The following is a 14,892-nucleotide window of genomic DNA, read 5'->3' as shown; positions in this document are numbered from 1 at the left end:
TAGCCTAACTAACACAGTCTGTATTCATTGATAATAAGGTCAACATTATGTTGGCCTTATTTTTCTAGCAGTACCTTATTACCTCTGCCCCAACATAATCGACCTATGGTAAACTGTTTTTTGTATGAGCATTCCTAACCATATTCTTGAACAACTAAATAGCCAAGCTGACCTGATCAGCATCATTGGTAAACACACCACGCTTAAACGGGCTGGTAGTGAATATAAAGGCTGCTGTCCTTTTCACGGTGAAAAATCGCCTTCTTTTTATGTCAATCCACAAAAAAACATCTATCACTGCTTCGGCTGTAGCGTCGGTGGCAATGCCATCAGTTTTTTGCGTGATTATGAGAATTTGACATTCATTGAAGCGGTCAATGAACTATCAAAACAAACAGGCATTGAAGTGCCGAAAGAAGAGCAGCAAAACGTTAGTTATCAACGTCGCGCACCCAAACCTATTGCACCGCCGCCTGTGCACAATGTACCTAAACCAACTGTAGAACATAGCAAAGTAAATCAAGATGGTGCAAATAAAGACAACAACCATCAAGACAATGTTGCCCAAAGTGACCAAAATTACATAGATCAGCCTAGTTACGATGACAATCAGGGCTATGAGAATTTTCCACCCTTAGAAGCGTATGATTCAGCGTCCTATTCGATGGACTCGTATTCCTCAGAGCCGTATTTGCCAAACCATGCAGACGATAGTGGCTATCCGCCAGCATGGTTGACAGATACCGATACTAGCACTGGTATGCAGGACACTCATGGTATTGACCAAATCAATGATAAAGATGGCAATCTATATGAGCTGCTAGAGCAAATCCAACAGTTCTATCAGCACAATCTGACCACGCATCCCCATGCCAAGCACTACTTTTTATCACGCGGTATCACCGAAGACATCTTTGAAACCTTTGGTCTGGGCTATGCACCATTTGGTTGGCAGCATCTTGAGCATCAATTTCCGCAGGATATTGAGGGTCTAAAAGCCTTAGGATTGGTACGTCAGTCAGAGTCTGGCCGCGACTACGATCTATTGCGCGACCGAGTCATCTTCCCAATTCGCGACAATCAAGGCCGCACCATTGGTTTTGGTGGTCGAGCGCTTGATGACGAAGTAAAGCCTAAATATATCAACTCCTCAGACTCGCCCGTCTTTCATAAGCAGCATGTACTATACGGCTATTATGAATCACGTCAGCAGCGTGCAGATAGCTGGCTGGTGGTCGAAGGCTATATGGATGTGATTGCCCTGTATCAAGCGGGTATCTATGGGGCAATCGCCTCGATGGGTACAGCGATTAATGAAAGCCAAATATCGCGTCTACTGACACTCAATCCAACGCTTACTTTAAGCTTTGATGGAGATAGTGCAGGACAAAAAGCCGCTTGGCGTACACTTGAAGTTGCCCTGCCTGTATTGGCCGATGATAAAGAGCTGCGGTTTTTAACCCTGCCTAACAATCATGATCCTGATACTTTTATTAAGAGTCAGGGCAGCGATGCCATGCGTGAGCAAATCGCTAATGCCATGCCGCTATCACAGTATATTTTTGCGTATTTGAGTGAACGTTATGACATGAGTCTGGCTGAAGGCAAAGCCAAGCTCATGTCCCAAGTACGCTCGTTGACGACTGCCTTACCTAAAGGCAGTAGCTTTCGCTATTTGCTTAACAATGATGTTTATCAAAAGCTTGGCGGTAAACGCAGTCAGAATGTCGAGGCCAAAGATGCGCTGTTAGATTTTGATGGTGATATGACCATCAGTCAGCAATTGCAGCTTTGCTTTTTGTTTCAGCCTCGCGCGTTAATCGACGACCCTATTGAGTCGATTTGGCAACAGTCAGGGATTAATGGCTTACACCTACCTGCCCACATTAAACAAAAAGCATCGCCTGATACTCTGCGTCCTCTTGCCTGGGAAGACTTGCAAGATGCTGCTCTGCTAGACATCGTAAGTACTATCAAGCGCTGTCTTAATTACCTACCAAAAGATGTCAATGCAGCGGCGCATTTTATCTTATCGAACGTAAAGCCTGCGACCCAAGACATGCTCAGCCGTAATTGGGGCGGCTTCTATAAAGCGCTAACAGCACGCAATATTTTGGGGCTTGATGGCCTAATCGAAGAGCTAGTCAGTCAGCTGCTTGAGCGCAACATGAAGAAAAAAATACAAGAGCTGATACAGAACCCAGATCATATTAAGCTTGCGATCGTCCGCAAACAAACCCAATTATTGAATGATTGGCTACGGGCACAGCAGGCAGAGCAATCGGCACAGATGGTCACTGTGCAGTCTTAATGTCTAATTTCAAATGTTGACCCTTTAAAAGTCTAGCAGCTGCCCCCACTACTAATGATTATGCCCAGTAGCATGAGTCGCTCCCAAATCATTTGGCTGATGGCAAATAATCAGTAAAAAATGGTCGGTAGCTATCACTAGCTCGTGCTTGACGACTGTGGTCTGTGTTAAACTGTGTCGCTGTATATTGACAGCACTGCTTGGTGGATGGTTGTGAGCATGCATCGTTAAGCACAAATTTTAGGTATTATTTTTATGTATCAGCTTTTAGATACTATTTTTGAGTATTAAATTTTAAGTACTATATTTTTTTAGGTACTGTATTGAAGTCTTTTTAGCTTTTTTAATTTTTAGCTGTTTATCAGCATTGTTATTGTAGTGTTTTGAGCCTTTATTCATATCAACTCATTTTTGATATTATTGACAACCTCTACGCCATATTTTGATCAATCGATTGATAAGATCAACGCAAAGAGCGAGCGATAGCGAGTCACAATATAAAAATGTCCGATGCAAGTAAGCGAGTATTTATGAACGATAAGTCAGTTTCTAAGTCCACATCTCAACTGGCCACCTTAATCCAAATGGGCAAAGAGCAAGGGTATCTTACCTACGCTGAGGTGAATGACCAGCTGCCCGACTCTATTACCGAAAGCGATCAGATCGAAGACATTGTGCAAATGCTGACCGATGTCGGTATCAAAATCTTTGAATCAGCTCCTGATGCCGATGACATCTTGATGAACGATGATTCAAGTGATGATGATATGGCAGCAGATGAGGCAGCGGCAGTACTCGCCTCTGTTGAAACTGAGCCTGGTCGTACCACTGACCCTGTACGTATGTATATGCGTGAAATGGGTACGGTTGATCTATTGACTCGCGAAGGCGAAATTGCCATTGCTAAGCGTATCGAAGAAGGTATTCGTGATGTGCAGCATGCCATGTCTTACTGGCCTGGTACCGTACAGTTTGTCCTTGACGAGTATCAAAAAGTACAAGATGGCGAAAAAAAGCTATCTGACGTCATCACTGGTTTCTTAGACCCTGAAACCGAAGAAGATAAAATTGCAGCCCAAGAAGCAAAAGAAGCAGCGAAAGAAGAGCGTGAGCGCATTAAAGAAGAAAAAGAAAACCCACCAGTTATCAAAGCCAAGGTCAATGCGAAAGCAGCCGCGCTTGATGATGACGACGAAGACGAAGATGACGTTGAAGACGAAGCTGAAGAAGAAACCAGCGGTCTTGATCCAGAAGAAGTTCGTTTGCGTCTAGAAGAGATCGAGCATCTATTCATTAAAGCCAAGCAAGCCTTGCTAGATTATGGCCGTGGTAGCGTACAGGCTGATACCGCGTATGCCCTACTTGCTGAACGCTTTATGATGTTGAAGCTAAACAACCGCTTGTCAGATCAGGTCATGGCCATCATGCATGACGTCTATGACGACGTGCGTAAGCAAGAACGTCAGATTATGCGTCTGGTAATTCGCCGTGGTCGTATGCCGCGTGAAGAGTTCCGTAAGACCTTCCCTAGCAATGAGACTAACGTAGATTGGTTGATTGAGCGTATCAAAGGTAAGCCTGCATTTGCTGGTACGCTAGAAAAAGTCACTGATGACGTTATTTTATTACAACGTCGCATTCGTGATTACGAACAGCAGCTCGACATGAAAATCCACGACATGAAAGATGTGGCACGTCGTATGGCAGTTGGTGAAGCAAAAGCTCGCCGCGCGAAAAAAGAAATGGTTGAAGCTAACCTACGTCTGGTTATCTCTATCGCGAAGAAATATACCAACCGTGGCCTACAGTTCTTGGATCTTATCCAAGAAGGTAACATCGGTCTGATGAAAGCCGTTGACAAGTTCGAATATCGTCGTGGTTATAAGTTCTCGACCTATGCTACTTGGTGGATTCGTCAGGCGATTACTCGCTCTATCGCTGACCAAGCGCGCACCATTCGTATTCCTGTGCATATGATTGAGACGATCAACAAGATAAACCGTGTCTCACGTCAATTGCTACAGGAAATGGGTCGCGAGCCAACACCTGAGGAATTAGGCGAACGCTTAGAGATGGACGAAGTTAAAGTCCGTAAAGTGCTGAAGATTGCTAAAGAACCTATCTCTATGGAAACCCCTATCGGTGATGATGAAGATTCGCACCTAGGTGATTTCATAGAAGATGGTACAATCTCAAGTCCTGTGGATGATGCGACGGCTGCTGGCCTGCAAGAAGCGACTCGTGATGTACTCGGTAACCTGACTGAGCGTGAAGCGCGTGTCCTAAAAATGCGTTTCGGTATCGATATGCCAACGGATCATACTCTAGAAGAAGTCGGCAAGCAGTTTGATGTAACGCGTGAGCGTATTCGTCAGATCGAAGCAAAAGCATTACGTAAATTGCGCCATCCATCACGTTCTGAGCACTTGCGCTCTTTCCTTGAAAATGACTAGATTCTCAGAGAAATACTGAGCCTAGCTAATAGGTTTCAGATAGTTGCTAAAAATAAAAAAGCTGAGTATATCTCAGCTTTTTTTGTGCCTGCTTTTTAATTCTAGAACTTATTAATCACTGTGTTTATTAATTACTAAGCTACTTAATTACAAAGCTCCATAAATGCATAGCCTCCTAGTCATAAATCTCTTTAACCCAAGCGCTCCTTATTCAATATACACCCCTATTTACTTTACCTTCTACTGTCTTCTCTTATTCAAAACTATTCAAGTTTAGATAGACACATTCCTTCAAAAAACACTTTATAGTTGACACTGTCAACCTTATTCTATATAGTTGCTTCTATCAACTATATCAAAGAGTTTTTATGTCTAACAATTCATTGAGCGAAACACTACATCAATTGATGCATACCTATACCAACCTACTGCTCGAAGGCATTCGCCAGCAAGGGGTAGAGTTGTCAGTGACCAATATCAGAACCTTAAAAGGCGTTTGTTATAACCCGAATAGCACTGCGCTATCTATCTCTAAGCATATGCAGCGAGACAAAGCGCAAATCACCCGTGCCTTAAATGACCTTTTAGCAGCTGAGCTAATATTAAAGACAGAAAACCCGCTTGATGGTCGTAGCCAATTACTACAGCTGACCCCTAAAGGTGAAGAGGTTATGACAAAGCTTGATGCAGCAGAGGAATGGACAAGACAGCAATTAACGAAAGATTTAAGCCTCGTAGAGCTTGCGTTATTTTTCCGTGTCAGTCGCACCATGATAGACAACGTTGGCACTAGCAAGACTACCGATAAATAAGTAAGGACAGATCCGTATGAATAACACAATAAATCAAAAACCAGTACGCGAAATCATGACCGTTGCTCACAAGCAAATGATTACTCCGCACTACCTCCGTATATACCTCACAGGACAAGCAGATACTATTGCCAATATCGCGACCATGACAGTCGGCGCAAATAACAAAATGCTTATCCCTGTCGATAAAGCTCAACCAATTGATCTAAATGACAATACTACATTCGTTGTCCGCACTTATACTCACCGCGGCGCTGATGTAGCAAAACAACAGATCTGGATTGATTTTGTTGCTCATGGTGATGAGGCGCCTGCTTCAGGCTGGGCCACTCATGCTGAGGTTGGCGACGAGGTTGGTATCTTAATGAAGCCTAAAACCAAAGCGCTTTGTCCCGATGCAGATAATTTTCTACTGATTGGCGATGCCACAGCGATACCAGTGCTCGGCTCAATACTAGAAACCTTGCCTGCCAGTGCGACTGGTCAATGCATCATCGAAGTGCACGGTACAGAAGATGAGCAAGAATTGCCGACAGCAGCCAATATCACCATGACATGGTTACATAACCCAGATCCAACGCAAGGCAGTCAATTAATCGACACAGTAAAATCTCTCGATTTGCCAACTGCAGAGCAGAGCCGTTTTGCTTATATCGCTAGCGAATTCTCATCTGTCAAAGCCCTACGTCATTACCTAAAAGTCGAGCAACAGTGGTCTAAGGATGAGCTATATGCCTTTTCTTACTGGAAAGCAGGTGTTGCAGAAGACCAATCTGTAAGCGATCGACAGGCAGAAAAAAACACCGACTAATTAAACGCTCTTTATGATAGGAAAATAACGATGCCGGCAAATACCGAGACCCTGCTCATTGATGGCTCTAAAAGTGGTGGCGCTAAGAATGATGGCACTAAAAAGACACCGTTGCTCTACAAAGTGTTGTTAATACTTGCCTTAATGACTGTCATAGGTGGTCTCTTAACAGGTGTGATGACCTATATGAATATCGGATATTCCGATACATTTTTTATAGACTGGTCTAGAGCGCTACTGGCGGCGTATGCGATCATGCCGATTGGCTTCTTACTGATGGGTCTAGTCACAAAATTTATTAATTATAAGCTACCTAATACCAAAGCGTACAAGCGAAATCTCATCACAGGTGTATTGATGGCTTGTATCATGGAGTCTATGTTGGCCTTTAGTACTGCCTCAAAGACGATTGGTTTTGCCAATCGAACAGCATTTTTGAACGGTTGGTTAGAAGGGTTTCTAGTTGCATTACCAGTAGGATTGACGTTAATGGTCATCATTTCTATGACTATTAAACCAAAAATTGAGGCATTTCTAAAAAGTTAAAATATCACGACGATGTTTATTAGATTTTTTGGCACACGACCGCGATGCTAACTAAATTAATAAAAAAGCTTAATAAAATTTAAGAACATAAAGCATCAAGGGCGTGTTGAATATTCAACACGCCCTTGTCATGTCAGAAGCTTTCTAATACTATTTTACTGCTGGTTTGGTAAAGAACTAACGTGTATTTAATAAGTCAGTCGTAACAACGTTTAGTGTTAGATTCGATTTAAAACAGTCTTTTTTTACCCGTCATATATTATTACTATTCGACAATATTCCGATGACTAGACAGTACAACTGTCATAATTAAACTGGTTTTGGCTGTATACTCTACTGTTATAGCAACGTATAGTCAGAATATAAACGCTAGTTATAAGCAGTATCCTACTAGTAGCCGTTTATTTGTATATGATTAGCACATTGGTGGTAGATAGATTCTACTCCGCTTTGGTGTCTAGACCCATAATGAGTAAGCTAAAAATCTAATGTTTCACTCTGACAGTTGTTGATTATTAACTAGGTATCGATATCACACATTTTATGAATACAGAAAACATAATATCTGCACTTAACAACCCCATGCGTCGTCAAATCATAAAGTGGTTGAAGGACAGGTCGAACTTTCCAGCGTCATTACCAGAGCATGCTAATTTGGATGGTGTATGCGTCAGCTACATCCAAGAAAAAGCTGGATTGTCGCAATCAACCATTTCAAATTATATGGGTGTGTTAAAAAAAGCAGGATTGGTTACGTCCGAACGCCATGGACAATGGACGTTTTATCAGCGTCATGAAGCTAACATCGAAGCATTTCTCAATGAAGTTGAAAAAGAGCTGTTGAAGCTTTAAAAATTTCTCATAATCTATAGAGCTATTTTTCTTTGTTACAAAACATCTAGATATTTCAATATAACGATTAACTATCTCAATGTCGCATCATTCAACCTATTACCTCCTTCCTTCTAGCTGCCCTTTCCTTCTACCGACATATTGCCTTCTAAAATTTTATTCATAATAGAATATTGCCTTCTGGTCAGTCGCCAGAACAAATGCCTAAATACTCATTACATTTCTATCGTCCTTAATAAGCCAATAATGAATAGTAAACTCTCTCAATAAATAGCATGTATTCTTGGTTTTAATCTGCATAAAAAAAGCCGAGATACACTCAGCTTTATAATATTTATCAATATGACACTATTAATACGTAGCTAATTTAATGCGCGCCTAAGCTTTGCTCAGCATCTGGCTTATCATGCACACTGAAATTGTCTATCATCGCTTGGCTCGCCTCGTTCAAACCGATGAGCTCTACCTCAGTGCCTTCGCGGCGAAATTTAATAATCACTTTATCTATGGCAGCGACTGCTGTCACGTCCCACAAATGCGCGCGCGACACGTCAATGACTACTTTAGAGACAGACTCTTTAATATCAAAGGAATCAATCATACGCTCTGCTGATGAAAAAAATACTTGGCCATCAACTTGATAATAACGCGTTTGCGCTGCTTCATCCATGTGGCTATGCACACTCATATAGCGCTCAATTTTATTGGCAAAGAACAGTGCTGACAGCAATACACCAATCAATACGCCATAGGCCAAGTTATGCGTTGCGACCACCACAGCGACGGTCGTAATCATGACCACATTACTTTGCAGCGGCTTGGTTTTTAGCTCTTTAAAAGAGCCCCAGTTAAAAGTACCGATAGACACCATAATCATTACAGCAACCAATGCGGCCATTGGAATAATCTTTAGCCAATCGCTTAAGAACACAACCATCAGTAATAAAAACACGCCTGCTACCAAGGTAGAGAGACGCGTATAGCCGCCTGATTTGACGTTGATGATCGACTGGCCAATCATCGCACAGCCTGCCATCCCGCCAAAAAAGCTACTAACCACATTGGCAATACCTTGTCCTTTACACTCTTGCGTACGGTCGCCTTTGGTATCAGTTAAATCATCTACGATAGTCATGGTCATCATAGACTCAAGTAAGCCCACTATCGCCAAACTGATAGAATACGGAAAAATAATAATCAATGTATCTAAGTTCAACGGGATATTAGGTATCAAAAACATCGGCAGGGTATCAGGCAGCTGACCCATGTCGTTGATGGTTCGAGCCTCTGCACCTAATAAGATGGCTATAGCCGTGACCAGTACGATACTGACCAATGGCGATGGAATCACTTTACCGATCTTTGGAATATATGGATAGCCATAGATAATAACTAGACCTAGCGCCACAAGACCGTAAACATGTACTAGGTTTGAACCTGCCTGCGGCATCAGCTCAGGAACCTGCGACATAAAAATCAAAATAGCCAAGGCATTGATAAAGCCGAGCACTACGGATTGCGATACATATTTCATCAGATTCCCCAGCTTTAAGAAGCCAAAGATAATCTGTATAACACCTGTCAGCACACTGGCTGCTAACAAATACTGCAATCCATAGTCTTTGACTAGCGTTACCATTAGTAACGCCATCGCACCAGTCGCCGCCGAAATCATCGCTGGACGACCACCGACAAACGCAATCACTACCGCGATACAAAATGAGGCATAAAGCCCTACTTGGGGATCGACACCAGCAATGATAGAAAACGCAATCGCTTCAGGAATAAGCGCCAAAGCGACGACCATGCCAGCCAAGACATCGCCGCGCGCATTGGATAGCCAATGCTCTTTAATTGTATTTAACATATTTAACTCAGTTTTGGGGAACTGCTATAGTCTGTCAATAAACGAGGTATCTGATAGTTATTTGGAAAGTATCCAATGGTTACTTAGGAAATATCTAAAAAGTAGTTAAAAACCCGCTCACATCAAAAGTCTGACACATCTCTATCTAGGTACGTTGCCCATTGCCTATCAGGTAATAAATATAAAAATGTGAACGATCATAGTCAGATAGTTATCGTCATAACATACTTTCAGTGGGGTAATCTTTATGATCCATTAGATATATCGAATAGTGATACAAACGTTAAAGCAGTGCGTGCGCACAAGAAAAAGCGTCAGACGCTTTATGAGAGTAATTGCTATAGGAAGCAATCGTTACTGAGGAGAGGGTCAGCTAGGGTGGCGTATTCATCTTTGTGGTGGCAGCTTTTATAGAGTTAAGAAATGATATTTCGCGTCATTTTAACATACATAAAGTGGATTAATAAAAACATCGCCCTTTTCGCCGAGGATTTAACTCCTTTAGCTATCTCAATTACCGAGCTTAAGTGATTACCTTACTCTTCTGTTTGAATAAATTTATAGCCTTTTGGGCTTTACAGATTTCGTTTCTATATTAGAATCACACGTGACATTGAATAGTGTCTCCATATACCCCATCGCTAGGAAACTGACATGATTGTCCGGCAAACGCCAAATGCCCTTAAGATATTTTTCACCCTGCGTGGATCAATCATTCCAAAAATCTATCCGCAAATTTTGCTGATTACTATTCTTAGTACGCTCATCACGATTATCCAGCACTGGCTTCCTGACTCGTTTCCCTATTATGGTATGGCAACGTTTACCTTACTCGGGATTGCTTTATCGTTGTTTCTTGGGTTTCGGAACAATGCCAGTTATCAACGTTGGTGGGAAGCACGCGGACTATGGGGTCAGCTAGTATATGATTCTCGTAGCTTAACGCGCCAAGTACTGTCTTTTATAGATGAGGACGATGCGACTGGTACAGAGGATGGCGAGGATAACAATGCGACTGGGCGCGATACTCAGCGAACGATGGTATATCTGACTATTGCGTTTGCCCATGCGGTGCGTCATCGATTGCGTGGTACGCCACCTTGGGCGGATATCGAGCCTTTTGTCGCAGCGATACATCATGACCGTATACGCCAAGCGAAAAATGTACCTGATTATATAATGCGCCTGATGGGTAAGCAGCTTGGCGATATTCGGCGTCAAGGACTGGTATCGGAACAAGTCATACAAAACATGGACGAGCGCCTGACCTCTATGACAATTGTACTGGCAGCTTGCGAGCGCATTCATAATACGCCACTGCCATTTGCTTACATGCTGCTGGTACATCGCACCACCTATTTGTACTGCATTATGTTGCCTTTTGGCTTGGTGGCATCACTCGGTTGGGCGACCCCGTTGATTTGTGCGGTGATTGCTTATACCTTTTTTGGTTTGGATGCGCTTAGTGAAGAGCTAGAAGAGCCTTTTGGCTTGGCCGCTAATCAATTACCTTTGACTGCCTTGTCACGCACTATTGAGATTAACCTGCGAGAAGCATTGGGAGAGACGGATATTCCGCCTGATATCACTCCTATCAATGGCTATTTGCAGTAATTTTTATTAATAGCTATTAACAATAGCTAATTCATCTACTATTTCTTAATAGAACGGACTAAATACAGACTTTACTTGAATAATCGCTCATAGACCACTATAAACAGTGCATATATTCTCTGCCTAATATAGCCATTCCACTATAAAAGTATGACAGCGTTAACCTGCTTGAAGTATCAAATATACATCCATACTCGGTTGCCTTGTACTACTTTTAAATTGAATCGACTATAGCTTGACTGATTTAAATGCCACTAATGTCTACACTGAGCCTGTCTCAGATTTTGGCGTTATGCTTTTGGCATAGTTTGAGCAGATGTTTAACTAACTGAATGTCTATAGCAGCGATTTTCGAATGACTTAACGTTAGTTACTTACTACTAATAACTGATTAACTTTTTCCTATTTACCTATATAAGCGAGGCTCATATCATGAGTGATGATTCAAAAGACAACAACGACAACGTCGACAACAGCGCAAATAACCCAACCAGCAATCAGCCATCAGTTAAAGTCACTGATTTGACGCCAAATAAAGGTGCGTTGGTAGGCAAAAAGACCGATATTCAAAACCCAGAGCTTTGGGAGTTCCCGATGAACTACCCATTAAGCATCATCGGTCATGAAGGCGAGCGTGAGAGTTTGCTTAATGAAGTGAAGCTGATTTTGGGTAGCCAGTTCCCTGATTTTGATTTGGCGTCTATCGAAGTTAAGCCGTCTAAAACAGGTCGTTTTCACTCGGCACGGGTCAATTTGTACCTAACGGCTGCTGAGCAAGTAAATGCGCTTTATGCCTCACTTGATAATGCAAAAACGGTTCGTATTGTTTTATAAGTCGCCTAAAAAACTTTCACGCCTTTTTAGTCCAAATCGTCACTCGCTAGTAATAACATATGGGTGGCGATTTTTTGTGGTTTGATGTACAATCTGCGCCCGCATTATTGCCGCCATGACTCGCATTATCAGTCGACAATAACCGAGAGAATGAAAAGTAAATCTCACGATATTTTTACAAAAATTTTATTATTGACCGCATTTGCGTCTAACCCTTATCCCATCGTCCTTTGCCAAAATTTGGACTGCCTACAACCTTGTAACAACATAGTTTTATTCTAAAATCAATATAGTATTTTCAAAATTTTCCCGCTATATTGTGCCTACCAATTAACAAACACGCTATATGTAGTACTCAGTGATTTTAACCGTCACTATGAGTAGTGGTAGCTTTTTGCCCAAAAAAACCAGCTAGCACAACCCCGCATAATAGCGTTATAAAGAATGTCTGCCGCCCACTCGGCGCGCAGCATCACAATAAGCAATCAAAATAGAGGCCAGCATGACACATATTGACAAAATCCAAGTAACCAAACGTGATGGACGTTTAGAGCCTATTGATTTAGACAAAATTCACAAGGTAATAGCGTGGGCAGCGCACGGCTTGGACAACGTGTCTGTGTCTCAAGTTGAGCTAAAGTCGCACATTCAGTTTTATGAAGGTATCAAGACTCGTGATATTCACGAAACCATCATCAAATCTGCCGCCGACCTAATCTCTGAAACCACGCCTGACTATCAATATCTGGCTGCGCGTTTGGCTATCTTCCATCTACGTAAGATTGCTTATAACAAATTCACCCCGCCGCACCTATATGATCATGTCAAAACTTTGACTGATGCTGGCAAATACGATCAGCACATCCTAGCTGACTATAGCCGTGCTGAATTTGACGAGTTAGAAGAATATCTGGATCACTGGCGCGATATGAACTTGGCTTATGCCGCTGTTGAGCAAATGGCTGGTAAATACTTGGTACAGGATCGTGTGAGCAAGACTGTCTATGAAAGCCCGCAGTTCTTATATATGCTCGTCGGTATGTGTCTGTTTAGCCAATACGACAAGTCAGATCGTCTTGATTTCGTCAAACGCTTCTATGATGCAACCTCAGAGTTCAAAATCTCACTACCAACGCCTATCATGTCAGGCGTACGTACGCCATCGCGCCAGTTTAGCTCGTGCGTATTGATCGAATGTGGTGATAGCCTAGACTCTATCAACGCAACCACTAGCGCCATCGTGCGCTATGTATCACAGCGTGCTGGTATCGGCATCAACGCAGGTCGTATCCGTGCCCTTGGTAGCCCTATCCGTGGCGGTGAAGCGCAGCATACTGGCTGTATCCCGTTCTACAAACTGTTCCAAACGGCAGTGAAATGCTGCTCACAAGGTGGCGTCCGTGGCGGTGCTGCGACCCTGTTCTACCCACTATGGCATTTAGAAGTTGAGTCATTACTGGTACTGAAAAACAACCGCGGCGTCGAAGACAACCGTGTCCGTCATATGGACTACGGCGTACAGTTAAACAAAACGATGTACACTCGCCTAATCAAAGGCCAAGACATCTCGCTATTCTCACCAGGCGATACGCCAGGCCTGTATGATGCGTTCTTTGAAGATCAAGACAAATTCGAAGAGTTATATACCAAGTACGAAAATGATCCTAACGTACGTAGCCGTCAGATCCCAGCAGCAGACTTGTTCAGCCTAATGATGCAAGAGCGCGCCAGTACGGGTCGTATCTACATCCAAAACGTCGATCATTGCAACACGCATAGCCCATTTGACGCGACGGTTGCCCCGATTCGTCAGTCAAACCTATGTATGGAAATCGCGCTACCGACCAAGCCACTTGATAACATCAATGACGAAGAAGGCGAAATCGCCCTATGTACGCTATCAGCAGTCAACTTAGGTAAAGTTGAAAACGTCAGCGACATCGAAGAGCCAGCCGAGCTAATCGTCCGTGCGCTTGATGCCCTGCTCGACTATCAAGACTATCCAGTAAAAGCCGCTCAAAACGGCAGCATGCGTCGCCGTACGTTAGGTGTGGGCGTGATTAACTATGCTTACTACTTAGCTAAGAATGGCGCACGCTACTCTGACGACAGCGCACTTGGTCTGACCCATCAGACGTTTGAAGCATTACAGTTCTATCTCTTGAAAGCGTCGAACAAATTAGCCAAAGAGCAAGGCGCGTGTCCTGCGTTCAATGAGACTACATATTCACAAGGTATCTTGCCGATTGATACGTACAAAGCCGACTTGGACAAAATCTGCCAAGAGCCGCTACATCTCGATTGGGAAACGCTACGTGGCGAGATCACTGAGCACGGTCTACGCAACTCTACCCTAACCGCCTTGATGCCGTCTGAGACCTCTAGTCAGATCGCCAACGCGACCAATGGTATCGAGCCACCACGTGGTCTGGTCTCTATCAAAGCGTCAAAAGATGGCATCTTAAAGCAAGTCGTGCCTGAGATTGATAAGCTAAAAGATCAGTACGAGCTACTATGGCAAATGCCAAACAATGACGGTTACCTAAAGCTGGTCGCTATCATGCAAAAATTCGTCGATCAAAGTATCTCTGCCAACACCAACTACGATCCCGTTCGTTATGCTGGCGGCCGTGTACCGATGAAGATATTGCTAAAAGACTTGCTAAACGCTTATAAAATGGGTGTGAAGACGTTGTACTACCATAACACTCGTGATGGTGCGAACGATGCCCAAGCGGATATGGAAGATGATTGTGCTGGCGGGGCGTGTAAGATTTAAGTTTACATTATTA

The 14,892-nt window shown here is 43.0% G+C and carries 10 protein-coding genes; 9 read left to right on the top strand and 1 reads right to left on the bottom strand.

The annotated features are described in order from the left end of the window. The first annotated feature begins 124 nt into the window (after positions 1–124). The 6 genes from IEE84_RS05420 to IEE84_RS05395 all read left to right on the top strand — a co-directional run bounded on the left by IEE84_RS05420 (position 125) and on the right by IEE84_RS05395 (position 7,785). The gene (locus IEE84_RS05420; RefSeq protein WP_191115138.1) at positions 125–2,311 is read left to right on the top strand and encodes a DNA primase; all 2,187 of its coding nucleotides are present in this window, start codon (positions 125–127) and stop codon (positions 2,309–2,311) included. Between the two features lie 530 nt (positions 2,312–2,841). Further along, positions 2,842–4,764 (top strand): RNA polymerase sigma factor RpoD, encoded by a 1,923-nt coding sequence (rpoD, locus tag IEE84_RS05415; RefSeq protein WP_191115137.1) that lies wholly within the window; start codon positions 2,842–2,844, stop codon positions 4,762–4,764. Between the two features lie 368 nt (positions 4,765–5,132). Next, a complete protein-coding gene (locus IEE84_RS05410) occupies positions 5,133–5,576 on the top strand; it encodes a MarR family winged helix-turn-helix transcriptional regulator (protein ID WP_191115136.1) in 444 nt (147 codons plus the stop codon). A 16-nt stretch (positions 5,577–5,592) separates the two neighbouring features. Then, positions 5,593–6,387, top strand: a complete 795-nt coding sequence (locus IEE84_RS05405; protein ID WP_191115135.1) for a siderophore-interacting protein — start codon at positions 5,593–5,595, stop codon at positions 6,385–6,387. 30 nt (positions 6,388–6,417) lie between these two features. Beyond that, positions 6,418–6,933 (top strand): DUF2798 domain-containing protein, encoded by a 516-nt coding sequence (locus tag IEE84_RS05400; RefSeq protein WP_191115134.1) that lies wholly within the window; start codon positions 6,418–6,420, stop codon positions 6,931–6,933. A gap of 543 nt (positions 6,934–7,476) precedes the next feature. After that, positions 7,477–7,785: an ArsR/SmtB family transcription factor gene (locus IEE84_RS05395; protein ID WP_101204781.1), complete on the top strand. Its 309-nt coding sequence runs from the start codon at positions 7,477–7,479 to the stop codon at positions 7,783–7,785. Between the two features lie 367 nt (positions 7,786–8,152). Here IEE84_RS05395 and IEE84_RS05390 read toward each other — a convergent pair whose 3' ends face one another. Continuing rightward, positions 8,153–9,652, bottom strand: coding sequence for a SulP family inorganic anion transporter (locus IEE84_RS05390; RefSeq protein WP_191115133.1), 1,500 nt, complete (start codon positions 9,650–9,652; stop codon positions 8,153–8,155). Between the two features lie 654 nt (positions 9,653–10,306). On the opposite strand from IEE84_RS05390, the gene IEE84_RS05385 reads away from it, so the two are divergent. From IEE84_RS05385 to nrdA, 3 genes are all read left to right on the top strand, one after another. Next, a complete protein-coding gene (locus tag IEE84_RS05385) occupies positions 10,307–11,266 on the top strand; it encodes a bestrophin family protein (protein ID WP_191115132.1) in 960 nt (319 codons plus the stop codon). Between the two features lie 543 nt (positions 11,267–11,809). After that, positions 11,810–12,100, top strand: coding sequence for a YbeD family protein (locus IEE84_RS05380; protein WP_057762424.1), 291 nt, complete (start codon positions 11,810–11,812; stop codon positions 12,098–12,100). A 502-nt stretch (positions 12,101–12,602) separates the two neighbouring features. Next, positions 12,603–14,879, top strand: coding sequence for a class 1a ribonucleoside-diphosphate reductase subunit alpha (gene nrdA, locus IEE84_RS05375; RefSeq protein ID WP_102090443.1), 2,277 nt, complete (start codon positions 12,603–12,605; stop codon positions 14,877–14,879). Positions 14,880–14,892 lie beyond the last annotated feature (13 nt).

Source organism: Psychrobacter sp. 28M-43 (assembly GCF_014770435.1).
Classification (GTDB): domain Bacteria; phylum Pseudomonadota; class Gammaproteobacteria; order Pseudomonadales; family Moraxellaceae; genus Psychrobacter.
This window is presented reverse-complemented; position numbering and strand designations above follow the sequence as displayed.

Bases quoted from the DNA above. Each gene is read 5' to 3' on its own strand.
- IEE84_RS05420 (WP_191115138.1), top strand. From the start codon at position 125: ATGAGCATTCCTAACCATATTCTTGAACAACTAAATAGCCAAGCTGAC.
- rpoD (WP_191115137.1), top strand. From the start codon at position 2,842: ATGAACGATAAGTCAGTTTCTAAGTCCACATCTCAACTGGCCACCTTA.
- IEE84_RS05410 (WP_191115136.1), top strand. From the start codon at position 5,133: ATGTCTAACAATTCATTGAGCGAAACACTACATCAATTGATGCATACC.
- IEE84_RS05405 (WP_191115135.1), top strand. From the start codon at position 5,593: ATGAATAACACAATAAATCAAAAACCAGTACGCGAAATCATGACCGTT.
- IEE84_RS05400 (WP_191115134.1), top strand. From the start codon at position 6,418: ATGCCGGCAAATACCGAGACCCTGCTCATTGATGGCTCTAAAAGTGGT.
- IEE84_RS05395 (WP_101204781.1), top strand. From the start codon at position 7,477: ATGAATACAGAAAACATAATATCTGCACTTAACAACCCCATGCGTCGT.
- IEE84_RS05390 (WP_191115133.1), bottom strand. From the start codon at position 9,652: ATGTTAAATACAATTAAAGAGCATTGGCTATCCAATGCGCGCGGCGAT.
- IEE84_RS05385 (WP_191115132.1), top strand. From the start codon at position 10,307: ATGATTGTCCGGCAAACGCCAAATGCCCTTAAGATATTTTTCACCCTG.
- nrdA (WP_102090443.1), top strand. From the start codon at position 12,603: ATGACACATATTGACAAAATCCAAGTAACCAAACGTGATGGACGTTTA.